Source organism: Streptomyces sp. NPDC000941 (genome assembly GCF_053599555.1).
This window is the reverse complement of the sequence record NZ_JBSFMM010000019.1, coordinates 1-19,320: the sequence shown is the minus strand read 5'-3', so window position 1 is coordinate 19,320 and position 19,320 is coordinate 1. Positions and strand designations below refer to the sequence as shown.

20 protein-coding genes and 5 tRNA genes are annotated in these 19,320 nt (G+C 70.6%); 8 read left to right on the top strand and 17 right to left on the bottom strand.

Features of this window, described 5'->3' with window-relative positions:
• Positions 1–60 precede the first annotated feature (60 nt).
• On the bottom strand, positions 61–1,029 hold the full coding sequence (locus ACWDSL_RS09285) for a thiamine-phosphate kinase (protein WP_450483295.1): 969 nt from the start codon (positions 1,027–1,029) through the stop codon (positions 61–63).
• A gap of 137 nt (positions 1,030–1,166) precedes the next feature.
• Here ACWDSL_RS09285 and ACWDSL_RS09280 point away from each other — a divergent pair, with 137 nt between their 5' ends.
• Entirely contained in the window at positions 1,167–1,400 is a 234-nt protein-coding gene (locus ACWDSL_RS09280) for an Lrp/AsnC family transcriptional regulator (RefSeq protein ID WP_014176096.1), read from the top strand.
• Between the two features lie 19 nt (positions 1,401–1,419).
• Entirely contained in the window at positions 1,420–1,938 is a 519-nt protein-coding gene (locus ACWDSL_RS09275) for a DUF3515 domain-containing protein (protein ID WP_450483293.1), read from the top strand.
• A 46-nt stretch (positions 1,939–1,984) separates the two neighbouring features.
• Here the strand turns inward: ACWDSL_RS09275 and ACWDSL_RS09270 are convergent, their stop codons facing one another.
• Genes ACWDSL_RS09270 through ACWDSL_RS09260 form a run of 3 tightly spaced genes read right to left on the bottom strand, consistent with a single transcriptional unit; the run spans position 1,985 to position 4,942 of the window.
• Positions 1,985–3,157 (bottom strand): D-alanine--D-alanine ligase family protein, encoded by a 1,173-nt coding sequence (locus ACWDSL_RS09270; RefSeq protein WP_450483291.1) that lies wholly within the window; start codon positions 3,155–3,157, stop codon positions 1,985–1,987.
• A 34-nt stretch (positions 3,158–3,191) separates the two neighbouring features.
• Positions 3,192–4,193, bottom strand: coding sequence for an NAD(P)H-dependent glycerol-3-phosphate dehydrogenase (locus tag ACWDSL_RS09265; RefSeq protein ID WP_450483289.1), 1,002 nt, complete (start codon positions 4,191–4,193; stop codon positions 3,192–3,194).
• Positions 4,190–4,942, bottom strand: coding sequence for a lysophospholipid acyltransferase family protein (locus ACWDSL_RS09260; protein WP_450483287.1), 753 nt, complete (start codon positions 4,940–4,942; stop codon positions 4,190–4,192). The genes ACWDSL_RS09265 and ACWDSL_RS09260 overlap by 4 nt, the downstream gene beginning before the upstream one ends.
• A gap of 183 nt (positions 4,943–5,125) precedes the next feature.
• Between ACWDSL_RS09260 and cofC the strand changes: the two genes are divergently transcribed.
• Positions 5,126–5,782, top strand: a complete 657-nt coding sequence (cofC, locus tag ACWDSL_RS09255; RefSeq protein ID WP_014176101.1) for a 2-phospho-L-lactate guanylyltransferase — start codon at positions 5,126–5,128, stop codon at positions 5,780–5,782.
• Positions 5,783–5,812: 30 nt separating this feature from the next.
• Positions 5,813–6,025: a hypothetical protein gene (locus ACWDSL_RS09250; protein WP_014176102.1), complete on the top strand. Its 213-nt coding sequence runs from the start codon at positions 5,813–5,815 to the stop codon at positions 6,023–6,025.
• Between the two features lie 92 nt (positions 6,026–6,117).
• Here the strand turns inward: ACWDSL_RS09250 and ACWDSL_RS09245 are convergent, their stop codons facing one another.
• The 4 genes from ACWDSL_RS09245 to leuC form a co-directional block, all read right to left on the bottom strand.
• Entirely contained in the window at positions 6,118–6,684 is a 567-nt protein-coding gene (locus tag ACWDSL_RS09245) for an HU family DNA-binding protein (protein ID WP_450483284.1), read from the bottom strand.
• A 125-nt stretch (positions 6,685–6,809) separates the two neighbouring features.
• A complete protein-coding gene (locus ACWDSL_RS09240; protein ID WP_014176104.1) occupies positions 6,810–7,055 on the bottom strand; it encodes an SCO5555 family protein in 246 nt (81 codons plus the stop codon).
• Positions 7,056–7,181: 126 nt separating this feature from the next.
• Positions 7,182–7,775 (bottom strand): 3-isopropylmalate dehydratase small subunit, encoded by a 594-nt coding sequence (gene leuD / locus ACWDSL_RS09235; RefSeq protein ID WP_450483282.1) that lies wholly within the window; start codon positions 7,773–7,775, stop codon positions 7,182–7,184.
• Between the two features lie 6 nt (positions 7,776–7,781).
• Positions 7,782–9,212 carry a 3-isopropylmalate dehydratase large subunit gene (gene leuC, locus ACWDSL_RS09230; RefSeq protein WP_450483281.1) on the bottom strand — a complete coding sequence of 477 codons (1,431 nt, stop codon included), beginning with the start codon at positions 9,210–9,212 and terminating at the stop codon, positions 7,782–7,784.
• 141 nt (positions 9,213–9,353) lie between these two features.
• On the opposite strand from leuC, the gene ndgR reads away from it, so the two are divergent.
• Positions 9,354–10,070 (top strand): IclR family transcriptional regulator NdgR, encoded by a 717-nt coding sequence (ndgR, locus tag ACWDSL_RS09225; protein WP_089510951.1) that lies wholly within the window; start codon positions 9,354–9,356, stop codon positions 10,068–10,070.
• A 13-nt stretch (positions 10,071–10,083) separates the two neighbouring features.
• Here ndgR and ACWDSL_RS09220 read toward each other — a convergent pair whose 3' ends face one another.
• Positions 10,084–10,575 (bottom strand): DUF4188 domain-containing protein, encoded by a 492-nt coding sequence (locus tag ACWDSL_RS09220; RefSeq protein WP_450483279.1) that lies wholly within the window; start codon positions 10,573–10,575, stop codon positions 10,084–10,086.
• A gap of 94 nt (positions 10,576–10,669) precedes the next feature.
• On the opposite strand from ACWDSL_RS09220, the gene ACWDSL_RS09215 reads away from it, so the two are divergent.
• Positions 10,670–11,314: a MerR family transcriptional regulator gene (locus tag ACWDSL_RS09215; RefSeq protein ID WP_450483378.1), complete on the top strand. Its 645-nt coding sequence runs from the start codon at positions 10,670–10,672 to the stop codon at positions 11,312–11,314.
• 52 nt (positions 11,315–11,366) lie between these two features.
• On the opposite strand, the gene ACWDSL_RS09210 is transcribed toward ACWDSL_RS09215, so the two are convergent.
• The 8 genes from ACWDSL_RS09210 to ACWDSL_RS09175 form a co-directional block, all read right to left on the bottom strand.
• A tRNA-Glu gene (locus tag ACWDSL_RS09210) sits at positions 11,367–11,439 on the bottom strand.
• A gap of 12 nt (positions 11,440–11,451) precedes the next feature.
• A tRNA-Gln gene (locus ACWDSL_RS09205) sits at positions 11,452–11,523 on the bottom strand.
• Between the two features lie 13 nt (positions 11,524–11,536).
• A tRNA-Glu gene (locus tag ACWDSL_RS09200) sits at positions 11,537–11,609 on the bottom strand.
• Positions 11,610–11,648: 39 nt separating this feature from the next.
• Positions 11,649–11,721 (bottom strand) — tRNA-Glu (locus ACWDSL_RS09195).
• 49 nt (positions 11,722–11,770) lie between these two features.
• Positions 11,771–11,842 (bottom strand) — tRNA-Gln (locus tag ACWDSL_RS09190).
• Positions 11,843–12,041: 199 nt separating this feature from the next.
• Complete coding sequence (gene gltX, locus ACWDSL_RS09185) at positions 12,042–13,529, bottom strand: glutamate--tRNA ligase (protein WP_450483277.1); 1,488 nt, start codon at positions 13,527–13,529, stop codon at positions 12,042–12,044.
• The gene (locus ACWDSL_RS09180) at positions 13,522–14,316 is read right to left on the bottom strand and encodes a fumarylacetoacetate hydrolase family protein (protein WP_089510948.1); all 795 of its coding nucleotides are present in this window, start codon (positions 14,314–14,316) and stop codon (positions 13,522–13,524) included. Before ACWDSL_RS09180 ends, gltX begins: the two co-directional genes overlap by 8 nt.
• A 133-nt stretch (positions 14,317–14,449) precedes the next feature.
• Positions 14,450–14,629, bottom strand: a complete 180-nt coding sequence (locus ACWDSL_RS09175; RefSeq protein ID WP_450483376.1) for a hypothetical protein — start codon at positions 14,627–14,629, stop codon at positions 14,450–14,452.
• A gap of 570 nt (positions 14,630–15,199) precedes the next feature.
• Here ACWDSL_RS09175 and ACWDSL_RS09170 point away from each other — a divergent pair.
• Both ACWDSL_RS09170 and ACWDSL_RS09165 read left to right on the top strand, forming a co-directional pair.
• Entirely contained in the window at positions 15,200–19,156 is a 3,957-nt protein-coding gene (locus ACWDSL_RS09170) for a nitrate- and nitrite sensing domain-containing protein (RefSeq protein ID WP_450483275.1), read from the top strand.
• Positions 19,157–19,165: 9 nt separating this feature from the next.
• Positions 19,166–19,320: roadblock/LC7 domain-containing protein (locus tag ACWDSL_RS09165; protein ID WP_356211799.1), on the top strand; the 155-nt coding region annotated here is incomplete at its 3' end.

The following is a 19,320-nucleotide window of genomic DNA, read 5'->3' as shown; positions in this document are numbered from 1 at the left end:
TACTCGGCGATCCACCCGGGGCCGACAGGCGCTTCCAGTCAGCGCTGCCGGCCGGCGCTTCTAGTCGGCGTCCTTGTCCTTGCCGAAGTGGTCCCAGCCCGCGTGCGGCCAGGGCGCGCCGTCCACGGTCACCTGCGGCAGCGCCGAGGGGTTGAGCACTTCGCCGATCACCTTCCAGCGGGCGGGCAGCTTCACATCGGGCGGGAAGGTCGCCACGATGGCGTGGTCCTCGCCCCCGTTGAGCACCCACTGCAGCGGATCGACGCCCACCGCCTGCCCGATGTCGGACATCTGGGACGGGATGTCGATGTCCCCCGAGCGCAGATCGATACGGACCTTGCTGGCCTCCGCGATATGCCCGAGGTCGGCGACCAGTCCGTCGCTGACGTCGGTCATGGCGGTCGCGCCGAGCCCGGCGGCCGCGGGCCCCGCGTGGTACGGCGGTTCCGGCCTGCGGTGTGCCTCGACGAACGCTCGCGGCGAGCGGAAGCCGCGGGAGAGCACCGCGTGGCCGGCCGCCGACCAGCCGAGCCAGCCCGTGACGGCGACCACGTCGCCCGGCTGGGCGCCGGACCGGGTGACCGGTTCGTTGTTGCGCAGGTCCCCCAGGGCGGTGATCGCCACGGTGATGGTCTCGCCGCGCACCACATCGCCGCCCACCACGGCCGCGCCCGCCACCTGGCACTCGTCGCGGATGCCGTCCATCAGCTCGGCGGGCCAGGTCACCGGGAGTTCGGCGGGCACCACCAGGCCGAGCAGCAGCGCGGTCGGCACCGCGCCCATCGCCGCGATGTCCGCGAGGTTCTGGGCGGCGGCCTTGCGGCCGACGTCATAGGCGGTGGACCAGTCGCGGCGGAAGTGCCGTCCCTCCAGCAGTACGTCCGTGCTGGCCACGACCCGGCGGTCCGGCGCGGCCACGACCGCGGCGTCATCGCCGGGCCCCAGCCGCACGGCCGGGGTGGTGGTGAGCCGGGAGGTGAGCTCTCTGATGAGCCCGAACTCCCCCAACTCGCCCACGGTGCCCTTCATCCCATTGCCCCTTCGCACTTGTCGCTCGCTGCCCGCCGCGCCGCGCACGCCGCGCGGGTCTCCCCGCGCCGCTCGGCGACGCGGTACCGTGGCGTCCCTTCTCCCCACATGATCCTCGTAGCCGCCCTGGAGGTTCCGTGGTACAGGCGTACATCCTGATCCAAACCGAGGTCGGCAAGGCGTCGACCGTCGCCGACGTCATCGCCAAGATCCCTGGAGTGATACAGGCAGAGGACGTCACCGGCCCGTACGACGTCATCGTGCGCGCCCAGGCCGAGACGGTCGATGAACTCGGCCGCATGGTGGTCGCGAAAGTCCAGCAAGTGGACGGCATCACGCGGACCCTGACCTGCCCCGTCGTCCATCTGTGACTCCCCGTATGCTCAGCCCGTGAATTCCGCACACCGTAGCCCCACCCGAAGGATCGTCTCCACGTCCGCCGCCGCGGCGCTGCTCGTGCTGTCGGCGGCCGGGTGCTCCTTCATCGGAGGTTCGGACGGCTCGCTCTCGCTCACGGTTCCCAAGCCGCCCGCGGAGATGGCCACGCTGTGCCGGGCGCTGCACAAGGAACTTCCCAAGACCGTGGAGGGGCTGGAGCAGCGCACCCCCAAGCCCGCCTCGGACCTGACCGCCGCCTGGGGCGACCCCGCCATAAAGCTGCGCTGCGGGGTCGCCAAGCCCGCCGTTCTCACGCCCGGTACCGAGCACTACAACCCCTACACGCCCTCGGCCGACATCAACGGCGTGCAGTGGCTTCCCGAGCAGCAGGACGACGGCTATCGCTTCACGACGGTGCTGCGCAAGGCGTACGTCGAGGTGACGGTGCCCGGAAAGTACGCGCCGGAGGTCAACCCGCTTGTCGATCTGGCGAACGCCGTCAAGAAGACCGTGCCCGAGGGCGTGGTCTGAGCCCCGGGCGCGCCGCCCGGGGCCATGGCCCATCAGGGTCGGCCGGCTAGCGCAGCCCCGTCGGGCGGCGCAGGGCGGCCTGGATGAGCCGGTCCACCAGTTCGGGGTAGCTGACCCCGCTCTCCTGCCACATCCGCGGGTACATCGAGATGGGCGTGAAGCCGGGCATGGTGTTGATCTCGTTGATCACGAATTCGCCGCTGTCCAGCAGGAAGAAGTCCGCGCGGACCAGGCCCTCGCAGGACGTCGCCTCGAACGCCCGCACCGCCAGCTCCCGCACCCGCTCGGTCTGCTCCTCGGTGAGCGGCGCGGGCACCACACCGTCCGCCGAGTCGATGTACTTCGCCTCGAAGTCGTAGAAGTCGTGGGTGGAGACCGGCGGGATCTCGGCGGGCACGCTGGCCCGCGGGCCGTCCTCGAACTCCAGCACCCCGCATTCGATCTCGCGGCCGCGCAGCAGCGCCTCGACGACGATCTTCGGGTCGTGGCGCCGCGCCTCCTCGATCGCCTCCTCCAGGCCGGAGATGTCGTCGACCTTGGAGATGCCGATGGACGAGCCCGCGCGCGCGGGCTTCACGAAGACCGGCCAGCCGTGCTCGCCGGCGAAATCGACGATCTTCTTCCGGGCGGCGGCCGGGTCCTGGTCCCATTCGCGGGGGCGGATCACCTCGTACGGGCCGACCGGCAGCCCGAAGGAGACGAACACCCGCTTCATGTACTCCTTGTCCATGCCGACGGCCGAGGCGAGCACGCCCGCGCCCACATAGGGCACGCCGGACAGTTCGAGCAGCCCCTGAAGGGTGCCGTCCTCGCCATAGGGGCCGTGCAGCATGGGGAAGACCACGTCGACCTCGCCGAGCGCCTTGGGCACCGCGCCCGGCTCGGCGTAGACGACCTCGCGGTTGCCCTGGTCGACAGGGAGCAGGACCGAGCCCTCAGCGGACTCGGCAAGGCCCTCGACGCTGGGCAGCTGCCGGCCCTCGATGGCCATCCGGTCGGGCTCGTCGGCGGTCAGCGCCCAACGCCCGTCCCCTGTGATCCCGATCGGCAGCACGTCGTACTTCTCGCGGTCGATGGCGCGCAGCACCGCGCCTGCGGTGACCACCGAGATGGTGTGCTCGGAGCTGCGGCCGCCGAAGACGACGGCGACGCGCAGCTTCCGCGGCTCCCCTCCGGAGGGGGGCGGGACAGGGCTGGGGGCGGGGCTCTGGCTGCTCATAACGCGTTGAGGTTACCTTGCGGTCCGACGCCCGTCAGTGCCGCTCGGGCTTGGCGCTGCGCGACATCAGCTCTTTCAGCGCCACCAGGGGCGGTTTGCCGTCGTGGACGATGCTCACCACCGTCTCGGTGATCGGCATGTCGACGTCGTGCCGCCGGGCGAGATCGAGCACGGACTCACACGACTTGACGCCCTCCGCGGTCTGCTTGGTGGCCGCGATGGTCTCTTCCAGGGTCATCCCCCGGCCGAGGTTGGTGCCGAAGGTGTGGTTGCGGGACAGCGGCGAGGAGCAGGTGGCGACCAGGTCGCCCATGCCCGCCAGGCCCGCGAAGGTGTGCGCGTCGGCGCCCATGGCCAGCCCGAGCCGGGTCGTTTCGGCCAGGCCCCGGGTGATCAGCGACGCCTTGGTGTTGTCGCCGAGCCCCATGCCGTCGGCGATGCCCACGGCGAGCGCGATGACGTTCTTGACCGCGCCGCCGAGCTCGCAGCCGACCACGTCGGTGTTGGTGTACGGGCGGAAGTACGGGGTGTGGCAGGCGGCCTGGAGGCGGCGCGCCACGTCCTCGTCACGGCAGGCGACGACCGAGGCGGCGGGCTGACGGGCGGCGATCTCCTTGGCCAGGTTGGGCCCGGTGAGCACGGCGACCCGCTCCGGGGACGCCTTGGCGACGTCCTCGATCACCTCGCTCATCCGCTTGGCGGTGCCCAGTTCCACGCCCTTCATCAGGGAGACGAGCACGGTATCGGCGGGCAGCAGCGGCGCCCACTCGGCGAGGTTGCCGCGCAGCGTCTGGGAGGGCACGGCGAGCACGGCGAACTCGGCGCCGCGGGCCGCCTCGGCCGGGTCGGTGGTGGCCCGCACCGACTGCGGGAGCTCGATCCCCGGCAGATAGTCGGGGTTGGTGCGGGTGGTGTTGATGGCCTCTACGGGGCCGGTCCTGCGGCCCCACAGCGTCACCTCGCAGCCCGCGTCGGCGAGCACCATCGCGTAGGCGGTGCCCCAGGAGCCGGTGCCGTAGACGGCGCAGCGCGTCACTTGCTCTCCTCATCGGCCGCGGGAGGTTCCCCGGCGGCGCGGGACGTGCCGGACCGGTACTCGTAGCGCTCGGTGGGCGCGGGCTCCCCGCGCACCTCGGAGAGGAGTTCGGCGACCGCGGCCATGATGTCGTCGGTGGCCGCCCGCAGCACCTCGGCGGTGGCCTCCTTGCCGTAGTACGCGGACAGGTCCACGGGCGGGCCCGCGTGCACCGTGAGCGTCTTGCGGGGGAAGAACCGGGGCTTCTTGGTATACGGCGGCAGCGCCTCGTTGGCGCCCCACTGCGCGACGGGGATCACCGGCGCCTTGGTGAGCAGCGCGACGCGCGCCGCGCCGGTCTTGCCGCGCATGGGCCACAGCGCGGGGTCGCGGGTGAGGGTGCCCTCAGGGTAGAAGGCCACGCATTCGCCTCTGTTGACCGCGTCCACGGCGGCCCGGAAGGCGTTGGCCGCGTTGGTGGACTCCCGGTAGACCGGGATCTGGGAGGTCCCGCGCAGGAAGGCGCCGACGAAGCCGCCCTTGAAGACGCCGGCCTTGATGAGGAAGCGCGGCATACGCCCGGTGTTGTACTGGAAGTGGGCGTACGAGAAGGGATCGAGATGTGAGTTGTGGTTGATGGCGGTGATAAATCCGCCCTGGGCGGGAATGTGCTCCATTCCGCGCCAGTCCCGCTTGAAGAGGACCACGAGCGGCGGTTTCACCAGGACCGCCGCCATGCGGTACCAGAAGCCGATTCTGCGGCCGGACACTCGGAACATCCTCCTCTTGGACCCGCTGACCTGCTGGCTTTGCTGCCTGCTTTGCTGCCGTCCGGGCAGCCGCACAAGTGTCGCTCCAGGTACCCGGTCTGTCGAGGACACCGTAACCCCGCACCTGCCCGGCGCCTCAGGCAGCAGGCGAGAATGAGGCCCGTGGGAAGCGATGGAGCCCGTGTGGCGTGGACGCTGGTGGTGCCGCTGAAGCCCCTGTCGCGGGCCAAGAGCAGGCTGGCCGACGCCGCGGGGGACGATCTGCGGCCGGGGCTCGCCCTGGCGTTCGCGCAGGACACGGTGGGTGCGGCGCTGGCGTGCCGGGCCGTGCGGGGCGTGACGGTCGTCACGGACGACCCCCTCGCGGCGCGGGAGCTGTCGGCCCTCGGCGCCCGGATCCTCCCGGACCCGCCGGGCGGCGGTCTGAACGCGGCACTCGCGCAGGGCGCCCTGGCCGTACGGCAGCAGCTCCCTACGGCCGCTGTGGCGGCCCTGAACGCCGATCTCCCGGCCCTGCGGCCGACGGAGCTCGAGCAGGTGCTCGAGGCCGCCTCGGCCTTTCCACGGGCGTTTCTGGCGGATGCGGCGGGAGTGGGCACGACGCTGCTGGCCGCCGCGCCCGGCGTGGAGCTGTCCCCCGCGTTCGGCGGTCCCTCCCGGGCCCGGCACCGGGCGTCGGGGGCGCGGGAGATACGGCTGCGGGGCGTCGATTCGGTACGGCGCGACGTGGACACGGGCGAGGACCTGCGCGCCGCGCTCGCCTTGGGTGTGGGCCCTCATACGCTCCGCCACCCGTTCCCGGGCCTGCCCCAGCCGCCCGTGCCGTCGCCCCAGAACTGAGGCCCGCGCACAGCCGCCTAGGCTGGGCCCATGCAGGCGACCGCGTACACGTACGACCCCGAGACCCGCGCCGGCAGCGTGCTGCTGGACGACGGGACCCCGTTGCCCTTCGACGCGGCGGCCTTCGACGCCGGGGGGCTTCGGCTGCTGCGGCCCGGGCAGCGGGTGCGGATCGAGGTGGAAGGTCTCGAAGGGACTCCCGAGGGGCGCCGCATCGTGCTGGTGACCCTGCAGACCTTCTGAACGCACCGCGGGTGAACGCACCGCGGGCCGGGCCCGTCCAGGGAGCCCGGCCCGACGCGTGAGACCGCCGCTGTAAGCCGCTGACCATCTGGTCAGCGCTTGCGGGCGGTGGTCTTCTTGGCGGTGGTCTTGCGCGCCGGGGCCTTCTTCGCCGGAGCCTTCTTCGCCGCCGCCTTCTTCGCCGTCACCTTCTTGGCCGCGGCCTTCGCGGGAGCCTTCTTCGCCGCCGCCGCCTTCGCGGGAGCCTTCTTGGCCGCCGCCTTCTTCGCGGCGGGGGCCGCCTTCTTCGCCGCGGCCTTCTTGGCCGCCGCCTTCTTCGCCGCCACCTGGAGGCTGCCCTTGGGGGCCTTCTTCACGGCCACCTCGCCGCCTCGCGGGAGCTTCTTCGACCCGCTCACCAGGTCCTTGAACCCCTGACCCGCACGGAAACGGGGCACCGAGGTCTTCTTGACCCGGACCCGCTCCCCGGTCTGCGGGTTGCGGGCGTAGCGGGCCGGACGCTCGACCTTCTCGAACGAGCCGAATCCGGTGACCGAAACTCGCTCCCCGGAGACGACCGCACGGACCATCGCGTCCAGTACCGCGTCGACCGCTTCGGCGGCCTGCTGACGGCCGCCAACCTTGTCGGCAATCGCTTCTACGAGCTGCGCCTTGTTCACGTCTTCCCCTTCGGAGACATTGCCAGAACGAATGTGTTCAAGCTTTTTCGCACGTTAGGCAGATATATACCGCAAATCAAACACGAAACGGGCTAATCACCCTTGTGCCGCAACGCACTCGGATGTCATGGACTTCCGTCGGAGTCGGGATCTTGGGGGAAACGTCCCTCGTCGAGGTCGTTCATCAACCGCTCCAGACGCCTTGCCGCGTCCGCGAGATCGTGTTTCGCCGCAGCCGTGATGACCAGCAGCTTCCGGGACAGCGCCATCCGTACGCCCTCCGGGACTTGCAGTGAGCGCACCCTTGTGTGCGCTTCCTTGAGCCGGTCCGCGACAAGCCCGTAGAGCTCGAGTTGGCCGTCGCGTTCCATGCACTGATTGTGCCATCTGAGGCGAGTTGTCGCTTCAGGGGGCCTCAACATGCCGATGCGCCGCCGGCCCGAGGGCTGGCGACGCATCGTGTCAAACATGCTCTGTACAGGGAAGACCCGGGGGGCTCAGACCTCAACCGTGCTCGGCTTGAAGGTCGGCCGCAGCACCTCGTACGCGGCGATGTCGGCCTCCTGCCGGAGGGTGAGACTGATGTCGTCCAGCCCCTCCAGAAGCCTCCATCGGGCGTTCTCGTCAAGCTCAAAATCAGCCGTGATGCCCTCGGCCCGAACCTGGCGCTCGACCAGGTCCACGGCGACCTCGGCCGACGGGTCGGTCTCGATCAGCTTCCACAGCCGGTCCACGGTCTCCTGCGGCAGCACCACCGTCAGCAGGCCGTTCTTGAGGGAGTTGCCGCGGAAGATATCGGCGAAACGCGAGGAGATCACGGCCTTGAAGCCGTAGTTCTGCAGCGCCCACACCGCGTGCTCCCGCGAGGAGCCGGTGCCGAAGTCGGGCCCGGCGACCAGCACGGTCGCGCCCTTGTGCTCGGGCCGGTTGAGCACGAAGTCCGCGTCCTTGCGCCAGGCCTCGAACAGCCCGTCCTCGAAGCCGTCGCGGGTGACCTTCTTGAGCCAGTGCGCGGGGATGATCTGGTCGGTGTCCACGTTGCTGCGGCGCAGCGGAACGGCCCGGCCGGTGTGCGTGGTGAATGCTTCCATGTCTGCTCAGGCCCCCACGGGAACGGTTGCGTCGGCGTCGGACAGATCGGCGGGCGAGGCCAGATGGCCGAGGACCGCGGTGGCGGCGGCCACCTGCGGGGAGACCAGGTGGGTGCGGCCGCCCTTGCCCTGCCGGCCCTCGAAGTTGCGGTTGGAGGTGGACGCCGACCGCTCACCGGGCGCCAGCTGGTCCGGGTTCATGCCCAGGCACATCGAACAGCCCGCGTGCCGCCACTCGGCGCCGGCCGCGGTGAACACCTTGTCCAGACCCTCCTCCACGGCCTGCAGCGCCACCCGTACGGAGCCGGGGACGACCAGCATCCGCACCCCGTCGGCCACCGAACGGCCCGACAGGATCGAGGCGGCGGAGCGCAGGTCCTCGATGCGGCCGTTGGTGCAGGAGCCGACGAAAACGGTGTCGACCTTGATGTCCCGCAGCGCCTGACCGGCCGTCAGACCCATGTACTCCAGGGCCTTCTCGGCGGCGAACTTCTCGCTGGCGTCCTCGAAGGCGGCGGGGTCGGGGACGGCGGCCGACAGCGGCGCGCCCTGGCCCGGGTTGGTGCCCCAGGTGACGAACGGCGCGAGCTCCGCGGCGTCGATGACCACCTCGCGGTCGAAGACCGCGTCGTCGTCGGTGCGCAGCGTGCGCCAGTACTCCACGGCGGCGTCCCAGTCGGCGCCCTGGGGGGCGTGGGCGCGGCCCTTCAGGTACGCGAAGGTGGTCTCGTCCGGGGCGATCATGCCCGCCCGGGCGCCGGCCTCGATGGACATGTTGCAGACGGTCATCCGGGCTTCCATCGACAGCTTCTCGACGGCGGAGCCCCGGTACTCGATCACATAGCCCTGGCCGCCACCGGTGCCGATCTTCGCGATGATCGCCAGGATCAGGTCCTTGGCGGTGACGTCCTCGGGCAGCTCGCCCTCGACCGTGATCGCCATGGTCTTGAAGGGCGCGAGCGGCAGCGTCTGGGTGGCCAGCACATGCTCGACCTGGCTGGTGCCGATGCCGAACGCGAGCGCGCCGAAGGCTCCATGGGTGGAGGTGTGGCTGTCACCGCAGACGACGGTGGTGCCGGGCTGGGTCAGCCCCAGCTGGGGGCCCACCACGTGGACGACGCCCTGCTCGATGTCGCCGAGCGGGTGCAGCCGCACGCCGAACTCCGCGCAGTTCTTGCGCAGCGTCTCCAACTGGGCCCGGGAGACGGGGTCGGCGATCGGCTTGTCGATGTCCAGGGTGGGGGTGTTGTGGTCCTCGGTCGCGATGGTGAGGTCGGTGCGACGGACCCGGCGGCCGGCCTTGCGGAGGCCGTCGAAGGCCTGCGGGCTGGTCACCTCGTGCAGCAGGTGCAGATCGATGAAGAGGAGGTCGGGCTCGCCTTCGGCGCGCCGGACGACGTGGTCGTCCCAGACCTTCTCCGCGAGTGTCCGTCCCATCGCTTTCCCTCCGGCCGGCAACGTCGCCGGCCCTGCTCGTGTGTACTGCGTGCCCTGGTATGTGGGCCCGCCATTACAGAGTGGCGCGTTGCCTCGTAAAATGAACTTGCGTTTCACAGTGTGAGACGCGAATATCGTTTCATGGACAACTCTAGTGGCGTCGGCGTTCTCGACAAGGCGGCTCTGGTATTGAGCGCTCTGGAGTCCGGTCCGGCCACCCTCGCCGGGCTGGTCGGGGCGACCGGTCTCGCGCGCCCCACGGCGCACCGGCTCGCGGTAGCACTCGAACACCACCGGATGGTGGCCCGTGACATGCAGGGACGCTTCATTCTCGGCCCGCGCCTGGCCGAGCTGGCCGCCTCGGCGGGCGAGGACCGTCTGCTCGCCACCGCGGGCCCGGTGCTCACGCATCTGCGGGACGTGACCGGGGAGAGCGCGCAGCTCTACCGGCGCCAGGGCGATATGCGCATCTGCGTCGCCGCGGCGGAGCGGCTGTCCGGACTGCGGGACACCGTGCCCGTGGGCTCGACCCTGCCCATGAAGGCCGGCTCCGCGGCCCAGATCCTGATGGCCTGGGAGGAGCCGGAGCGGCTGCACCGCGGGCTCCAGGGGGCCCGCTTCACGGCGACCGCGCTGTCGGGCGTACGGCGGCGCGGCTGGGCCCAGTCGATCGGCGAGCGGGAGCCCGGCGTGGCCTCGGTCTCCGCGCCCGTACGAGGCCCCTCCAACCGCGTCGTCGCGGCGGTCTCGGTGTCCGGCCCGATCGAGCGGCTGACCCGGCACCCGGGGCGGATGCACGCCCAGGCGGTCATCGACGCGGCCGCACGCCTGACGGACGCCCTGCGCCGCGGCGCCTGAAGACCACCAACGGTCATGCGCCCTTCAGGTTCAGCCGGTCGGCCGCCCGGTCGCCGCGTCGGCCGACCGGGATGACACCGAGCGCCTTGGCCAGGCCGAACTCCGGCATGTTGATGTAGACGGACTCGTGCGCACCGGCCGGGACGACGAAGGTCTCGTGCCAGAAGCCGACCTTGCCCCGGCCCTCCCGCAGCCGCCGGTTGAACGCGGCCCAGGCCGGCCGGTGCTCCTTGTCCTGGTCCACGGCGTACGCCAGCAGCTTCTCGTGCGACTCCCAGTACTGGACCAGGTAGATCACCCGGGGCGGGCCGAACAGCAGGTGGTAGCCCATCATGCCGCTCTCCTTGTCCCGCGACAGCTCGCGCAGCATTCGCGGCATCGACCGGAACACCGGCCACCAGCTGCGCAGCGCCCGGAGGCGGTTGATCCGCATGCCGATCATGAACACGGTCACCCCGCCCTCGGCTTCGGCGGTCATGCGCCCGGCTATCGGCTTGGCACCCATGGTGATCCCCTCATCCCTCGTCAGGCGATAGTCTTGGATAGTGTCGCTACCCAATGATTGGATAGTGCCACTCTCCAACCAGGAAGGCAAGTGGATGCGTCTCAAGGAGTTGAGCGAGCGCAGCGGGGTGTCCACCGCGACGATCAAGTACTACCTGCGCGAGCGGCTGCTGCCGCCGGGCGAGCGCGTCAGCGCCACCCAGGCCGAGTACGGCGAGGAGCATCTGCGCAGACTGCGGCTGGTGCGGGCGCTGATCCAGGTGGGCCGGGTGCCGGTGGCCACGGCCCGCGAGGTGCTGGAGACCGCCGAGGACGAGTCGCTGTCCCAGAACACCCGGATGGGGGCCGCGGTCTGGGCACTGCCGCACGGCCCCGAGCCCGCCGAGGACGACCCCGAGACCGAGGATGCCGCCCGCCAGGTCGACGCCCTGCTGGAGCGGCTGGGCTGGACGTACGGCCAGGAGCTCGGCGACACCTCCCCCGCGTACGGGATGCTGGTGGCGGCCATCGCCTCACTGGCCCGGCTCGGCTATCCGCACGAGACCGACCATCTGCTGCTGCACGCCCGCCTGGCCGCCGAACTGGCCGTCGCGGACCTGGATCTGGTCGAGAAGTACGGCGGCTCCCCCACCGAGCGAATCGAGGCGGTCGTCGCGCTGACGGTGCTGTACGAGCCGGTACTGCTGGCCCTGCGGCGGCTCGCCGAGACCGAGGAGTCCGGCCGCCGCTTCGAGGGCTGATTCCGGGCACGAGAAAGCCCCCCGTGAAAAACACGGAGGGCTTTCGGAAATGTACCCCCGACCGGATTCGAACCGGCGCTACCGCCTTGAGAGGGCGGCGTGCTAGGCCGCTACACAACGGGGGCTTGAGTACTGCGCTGGGCTACCAGGACTCGAACCTAGACTAAATGAACCAGAATCACTCGTGCTGCCAATTACACCATAGCCCATGGTATAGACCAGTACCCCCGACCGGATTCGAACCGGCGCTACCGCCTTGAGAGGGCGGCGTGCTAGGCCGCTACACAACGGGGGCCCTAGCGATCTCCGTCTTCGGAAAGACGAAAGAGATCCGTACCCCCGACCGGATTCGAACCGGCGCTACTGCCTTGAGAGGGCAGCGTGCTAGGCCGCTACACAACGGGGGCTTGTTCCTGCTGATCAAGGGATTTCCGGGAGAAACCGAAGAATCCCTTGCTGGGGTACCAGGACTCGAACCTAGACTAAGTGAACCAGAATCACTCGTGCTGCCAATTACACCATACCCCACCAAAACGCCACCCTTTTGGGGGTTTTGTCTGGCTTGCGCCCCGGTCCGGCCTGTCGGCCCGCCCGAGCGGCGCAGGAAGAACATTACCCGATGGTGGACGGGCCACCAAAACGAGTATCGCCGTGCCACAGACGGCAGAGGCGGCCACCGGGACCCGGTGACCGCCCCCGTACACGCATGAAGAGCGCGAGGAGTCGGCTACGCCGTCAGCTTCGCCAGCGCCGCGTCGACACGGGCCAGCGTGCGCTCGCGGCCCAGCACCTCCAGGGACTCGAACAGCGGCAGACCGACCGTGCGGCCGGTGACGGCGACGCGCACCGGCGCCTGGGCCTTGCCCAGCTTGAGGCCGTGCTCCTCACCGGCCGCCAGGACCGCGGCCTTCAGGGTCTCGGCGTCCCACTCGGCCTCGGCGAGCCGGGTACGGACCGAGGCGAGCAGGGCGTCCGCGCCCGGCTTCATCGCCTTCGTCCAGGACGCCTCGTCCTCCACCGGCTCGGCGAGGAAGAGGAAGTCCACGTTCGCGGTGATGTCGGACAGGACCGTCAGCCGGGTCTGGGCCAGCGGGGCCAGCGCCTCGAAGGCGGCCGGGTCGAAGGCATCCGGGGCCCAGGGCGCGAGCGGCGCCTTGAGCCAGGGCCCGCACGCCTCGATGAACGTCTTCACATCCAACTGCCGGATGTGGTCGGCGTTGATCGCCTCGGCCTTCTTGAGGTCGAAGCGCGCCGGGTTGGCGTTCACCTGGGCGATGTCGAACGCGGCGACCAGCTCGTCCATCGAGAACACGTCCCGGTCGGGCGCCAGCGACCAGCCCAGCAGGGAGAGGTAGTTGAGCAGGCCCTCGGGGAGGAAGCCGCGCTCGCGGTAGAGGTTGAGCGAGGCCTGCGGATCGCGCTTGGAGAGCTTCTTGTTGCCCTCGCCCATCACATACGGCAGATGACCGAAGGCGGGCACGGTGCCGCCTCCCACGCCGATCTCGGCGAGGGCGCGGTAGAGCGCGATCTGGCGCGGGGTGGAGGACAGCAGGTCCTCGCCGCGCAGCACATGGGTGATCTCCATCAGCGCGTCGTCAACCGGGTTGACGAGCGTATAGAGGGGGGCGCCGTTGGCCCGCACGATCCCGTAGTCCGTCACGTTCTCCGGCGTGAAGGTGAGCTCGCCGCGCACCAGGTCGGTGAAGGTGATCGGCTCGTCGGGCATCCGGAAGCGCACGATGGACGAGCGGCCCTCGGCCTCGTACGCGGCGCGCTGCTCGGCGGTCAGGGTGCGGCACTTGCCGTCGTAGCCGGAGGGCCGGCCGGCCTTGCGGGCCTCCTCGCGGCGCTCCTCCAGCTCCTCGGCGGTGCAGTAGCAGCGGTACGCGTGACCGCTCTCCTGCAGCCGCTCCGCGACGTCGCGGTAGAGGTCCATGCGCTGCGACTGGCGGTACGGGGCGTGCGGGCCGCCGACCTCGGGGCCCTCGTCCCAGTCGAGGCCCAGCCAGCGCATCGCGTCCAGGAGCTGCTGGTACGACTCCTCGGAGTCGCGCGCGGCGTCGGTGTCCTCGATACGGAAGACCAGGGTGCCGCCGTGGTGCCGGGCGAAGGCCCAGTTGAACAGGGCGGTGCGGACCAGGCCGACATGAGGGTTGCCGGTCGGCGAGGGACAGAAACGTACCCGCACGGGAGCGGAGGGGGTTGCGCTAGCCACGCTTGATCACCTTGTTGGTGAGAGTGCCGATGCCTTCGATGGTGACGGCGACCTCGTCGCCGACGCTGAGCGGTCCGACGCCCGCCGGGGTGCCGGTGAGGACGACGTCGCCGGGGAGCAGCGTCATCGCCTCGGTGATGTGCACGATCAGGTCCTCGATCGGGCGCACCATCTCACTCGTGCGGCCCAGCTGGCGCTGTTGGCCGTTGACGGTGCAGCCGATGCCCAGGCCCGCGCTGATGTCGGCGGGGTCGATGCCGGTCTCCACCCAGGGGCCGAGCGGGCAGGAGGTGTCGAAGCCCTTGGCCCGGGCCCACTGCTTCTCGCGCTTCTGGACATCGCGCGCGGTGATGTCGTTGGCGCAGGTGTAGCCGAGGATCACGTCCTTGACGCGCTCCCTGGGCACCTCCTTGCACATCCGGCCGATGACCACGGCCAGCTCGGCCTCGTGGTGCACCTCCTGGGAGAAGGAGGGGTAGACGATCGGGTCGCCGGGGCCGACCACGGAGGTGGACGGCTTGAAGAAGGCGACCGGGACGTCGGGGACCTCATTGCCCAGTTCGGCGGCGTGCTCGGCGTAATTGCGGCCGATCGCCACGATCTTGTTGGGCAGGACGGGCGGCAGCAGCCGGACCTCGCTCAGCGGGACCGTCCGGCCCGAACGCTCGAATTCGGCGAAGGGGTGGCCTTTGATGATGTCGATCACAGGGCCGTCCTGGGCGGACGGTCCGTCCTCGACCACGCCGAAGGCGACGTTGCCGTCGATGGAGAACCTGGCAATGCGCACGGGAAGCTGCTGCCTCTTCACTGGACTCGCTGGAGACTGACGCTCCAGGCTATCGCTCCGCGCCCCGCGCGCCGCTGCCCATTTTGTCGGTCTCGCCCGCGACGCGGTTCTCCGCTGCCCGCGGGCCCCCGGCTCAGCTGTTGGGCACCTTGGTCAGGATGGTGCGCTTGGGGTTGGCGGTCTGCGTCGGGAGTTCGACGGGGTGCTCCGGGCGCTCCTCGGCCGCGATCTGCAGTTCCTCGGCGTCCTTCAGATGCGCCAGAGTGGTGCGCCGCGGGTTGGCTATGGTGCGGAACATCATCGTCGTCTTCACGTGAGTCATGCCTCGTGTTGTTGTCGTTTTGACCGGCTGTGTAAAGCGTCAGGCTAGAGGCCCCTTTGCCCACCGTTCCGGGAAAGAAGTCGCGATCGGCTTGTGAGTTTCCTCACGACTCCTCGGGCAAATGCCGCATTAAAGGCACTCACCCCAAGCTCTCGAAACGGATAATTCCGCCCCGAAGCTGACGTTCCGATCTTGATCATCGCCACCCGGACACGCGCTGTTTGCGGGTAACTCGCAGGAAAAAGTCCGTTATCACCGAGATGACTTTCTACGTCCGGTAATAAATCCCGTACTGAGCGTCACAACCATCACAGCATTTTCACTTGCCCTTGTTGCAGCATCCGGCACTGTGCTGGAATTCCCGGGACCGCCGCAGACACAGCCGGCGCGCAGGGGGTGCCAGGAGAAGGAGACGCCGAGCGGCGGTGGCTCCTCTTCTCGACTACGGAAGGATGCGCGTCGGTCACTCACGACCGCCAGGGGGGCCTGACCGTCCCCCATGACTCGACACCGCTTCACCGGATATCCGGTGAAGCGCCTGGTCCAGAGGTTGCGACACTAGTGCAGGGACGTTTCAAGAGGGAAGGTAAGGGGTCTCCCCAGGCCCTCCAGGGCCGAGGGGATGGCTCGGCGGACCCGGGGCCGCGCGGTGAGACCGACCGCGGCTCCTCACCCCCGCGCGCCCAAGTCACGGGACGGGCCCCGGCCGACCACCAGGGTCCGGAGTCCGCTACACAGACCGGCGGTGCCGCACCGGCCGCCCAGCCCAAGTCGAAGAGCCCCAGCGGACCTGGTAACAGGCTCGCCCTGCGCAACTGGCGCATCAGCACCCGGCTGGTCTCGCTGCTGGCACTCCCCGTGGTCGCCGCGACCACCCTGGGCGCGCTGCGGATCAACAGCTCGCTGGACAACATCGAGCAGCTCGACCGCATGAAGCTGCTGACCGAGATGACCCAGCAGGCCACTCAGCTGGCGAACGCACTCCAGGAGGAGCGCGACAAGTCGGCGGCGCCGCTGGCGGGCAAGGCCAACGCCAAGGACGACCGTGTCGTCGCGACCCGCGAGAAGACCGACCGCGAGGTGGCGGCGTTCAACCGGGCCACCCAGGACCTCGATCCCGGGGACAAGGCGCTGGCGGGCGTGCAGTCCACGCTCGTGGACATCAGCAAACAGCTCGGCAATATCAGCCAGATCCGCGACTCCGCCTATCAGGACGATCAGTACTACTCGCTGACCGCCCAGGACTACAACGAACTGATCGACTCACTGCTGCTGCTGTCCCAGGACATGGCCCAGGCCACCAGCAACAGCGACATGATCAACAATACCCGTGCGCTGGCCACCTTCTCCTCCGCCAAGGAGTACGCCTCGATCCAGCGCGCGCTCATCAGCGCCGCGCTCGCCGACCCCAAGGGCCCCGAGTTCTCCGCCAACGACCGCCGCTTCGCCAGGACCGCGGTCGACAAGGAGGAGGAGGCGCTGCGGCGGTTCAACCAGATCCGCGACGGCGACTCCGAGGATCTGCTGGAGCCGTTGGACAGCCGCGCGGACATCAAGTCGGCGACCCTGTACGCCGACCGCGCGGTACGCGACCCCCGAGGGCTCCAGGCCGAGAAGCGCTCCGCCATCGACTGGTACGACCAGGACTCCATCAAGATCGATGAGATGGCCCGGATCGAACAGACGCTGCTGGGCGAGATGAAGCAGAAGGCACGCGATCTACGCGCGGAAGCCCAGCAGGACGCGATCCTCAACGGCGCCCTGATCCTGCTCGTCCTCGGCGTCACGCTGGTCGGCGCGTTCGTCGTCGCCCGGTCCATGGTCCGCTCGCTGCGCCGGCTGCAGGACACCGCCCAGGAAGTCGCCCAGAAGCGGCTGCCGGAGCTGGTCAAGCAGCTGTCCGAGTCCGACCCGCAGGACGTGGACATCTCCGTCGAGTCCGTCGGCGTGCACAGCCGGGACGAGATCGGCAAGGTGGCCACGGCCTTCGACGACGTGCACCGCGAGGCGGTCCGACTGGCCGCCGAGCAGGCGCTGCTGCGGGGCAACGTCAACGCGATGTTCACCAACCTCTCGCGTCGCAGCCAGGGCCTCATCCAGCGCCAGCTCTCGCTGATCTCCGAGCTGGAGAGCCGCGAGGCCGACCCGGACCAGTTGTCCTCGCTCTTCAAGCTGGACCACCTCGCGACCCGTATGCGCCGTAACGGCGAGAACCTGCTGGTCCTCGCGGGCGAGGAGCCCGGCCGCCGGTGGACCCGACCGGTCCCGCTGGTCGACGTGTTGCGCGCGGCGGCGTCCGAGGTGGAGCAGTACGAGCGCATCGAGCTCAGCTCCGTGCCCACCAACGAGGTGGCCGGCCGGGTCGTCAACGACCTGGTGCACCTGCTCGCCGAGCTGCTGGAGAACGCCACCTCGTTCTCCTCCCCGCAGACCAAGGTCAAGGTCACCGGTCACGCGCTGCCCGACGGCCGGGTGCTGGTCGAGATCCACGACACCGGCATCGGGCTCTCCCCCGAGGACCTGGCGGCGATCAACGAGCGGCTGGCCAGCCCGCCCACGGTCGATGTGTCGGTCTCCCGGCGCATGGGCCTGTTCGTGGTCGGCCGGCTGTCGCTGCGCCACGGAATCCGCATCCAGCTGCGGCCGTCCGACTCGGGCGGCACCACGGCGCTGGTCATGCTGCCGGTGGACGTCGCCCACGGCGGCCGCAAGCCGGGCGCTCCGACGCCGGGCAACGCGGGCCAGGGTGGTCCGGGCGGCCCCGGCGGTCCCGGCGGTCCCGGCGCCCCCGGTGGCGGCTCGGCCGGAATGCTGGGCTCCCTGCCGTCGCGGCGGCAGGTCCCCGGCTCCGGTTCGCGGGCCGCGCTGCCCGGCAGCGGACTGCCCACCCGCCCCGTCGGAGCGGGCGCGGGCGCTTCGGGCGCCGCTCCCGCCGGCCCCAACTTGTTCGAGGGCGGCAACAACCGGCCCTCCGGCCAGCGGAACGCCCCGGCGGGCCCGCCCGGAGACTTCGCCGGGCGTCCCCCGCTCCCCTCGCGCGGCGATGCGCGCGGCGACGGCCCGACCGTGGCCCCGCCGACCGGTGCTCCGATGCGCGCGGACTCCGGCGTCGACCAGGGCGGCCGTCCGCAGCTGCCGTCGCGCGGCGCGGCGCCCGAGCTCCCCGGCCCTCAGGAGCCGGGCACCAGCTGGGGTGCGCGCCGGTCGGGCGAGGACGACTGGCCGACCACGCGCGAGGCCATGGACGCGCCCCGCGGGCACGAGGAGAACGACACCACCGGTCCGTTCGCCCGGCCCCAGCTGGGCCAGTCGCCGAGCGTGTTCGAGCCACGGCGCGGCCCCGGTGACACGGGCGAGTTCGCGCTGCCGGGCCAGGGCAACGGCGGCCGCGACCCGCTGGCGAGCCGCGGCCCGGGTGACACCGGCCAGTTCGCCCGGCCCGAGCTGGGCCAGGGTCCCGGCGACACCGGAGAGTTCCCGCAGCCGCAGTTCGGCCGCGGTCCCGGCGACACGGGCGAGTTCCCCCGGCCCCAGTTCGGCCAGGGTCCCGGCGACACCGGCCAGTTCCCCCGGCCCCAGTTCGGCCGCGGTCCCGGCGACACCGGAGAGTTCCCCCAGCCCCGGTTCGGCGAGCCCGCCGGGCAGGGGGGCCGTGGGCCCGGTGACACCTCCGAGTTCGCCCGGCCCGACTTCAACGCCCCGCGGCCGGAGGCCGACACCGGCTCCTACCGCCAGGGCGGCCCGGGCGTCGGGCGCGACCAGAACTCCGGCACCGGGGAGTTCCCGCTGCCGCAGGGCCCGGGTGGCGGCGGCGCCACGGGGCCCGGCTCGCTCCCGCCCGCAGGGCCGGGCGACGGCCGGACGCCGATCTTCGACACCATCGAGTCGAACTGGTTCCGCCCGCAGGACGGCGGAACCCTGGGCGGCGGCCAGCGGCTGACCACTCAGCCGCCGGGATCCGGCCGCCCGGCGTCCGCCGTGCCCCCCACCCCGCCCCGCGACCCGCAACCGACCTCCCGGAACACCGGCGAGGCCGCCGGAGTCGGCGCCGGACCGGGCGCCAACAGCTCCGGTACGAACGGCTCGGGTACGAACAGCTCCGGTACGAACAGCTCCGGTACGAACAGCTCCGGCCTCGGAACCAACGCCTTCGGGGCGTCGGGGACGAGCGGCTTCGGCTCCGGGGCGAACGGCACCGGCCCGGCGTCCAACTGGCGCACCTCGCCGAACGACGACAGCTGGCGCCGCGCCGAGCAGCTTCGCGAGGAGGGGCCCGCGGCGGGCGGTGTGACGTCTTCCGGGTTGCCACGCCGCGTACCGCGCGCGAATCTCGTGGAAGGCGCCGCACAGCAGCAGCAGTCCCGTCCGACCGGACCGCAGGTTTCGCGCGCGCCCGATGACGTGCGCGGGAGGCTGACCAACCTCCGCCGGGGGATCCAGCAGGGCCGCCGGGCCGGAACCGGCCCGAGCGGCAATCACGATCGCGGCGTAGGCCCGACTTACCAGCAGGAGCGTTAGTTGAGCCCGATGAGCCAGGCGGCGCAGAATCTGAACTGGTTGATCACGAATTTCGTGGACAACACCCCCGGGGTGTCGCACACGGTGGTGGTCTCCGCCGACGGACTCCTTCTGGCGATGTCCGAAGGCTTTCCCCGTGACCGAGCCGACCAGCTGGCGGCCGT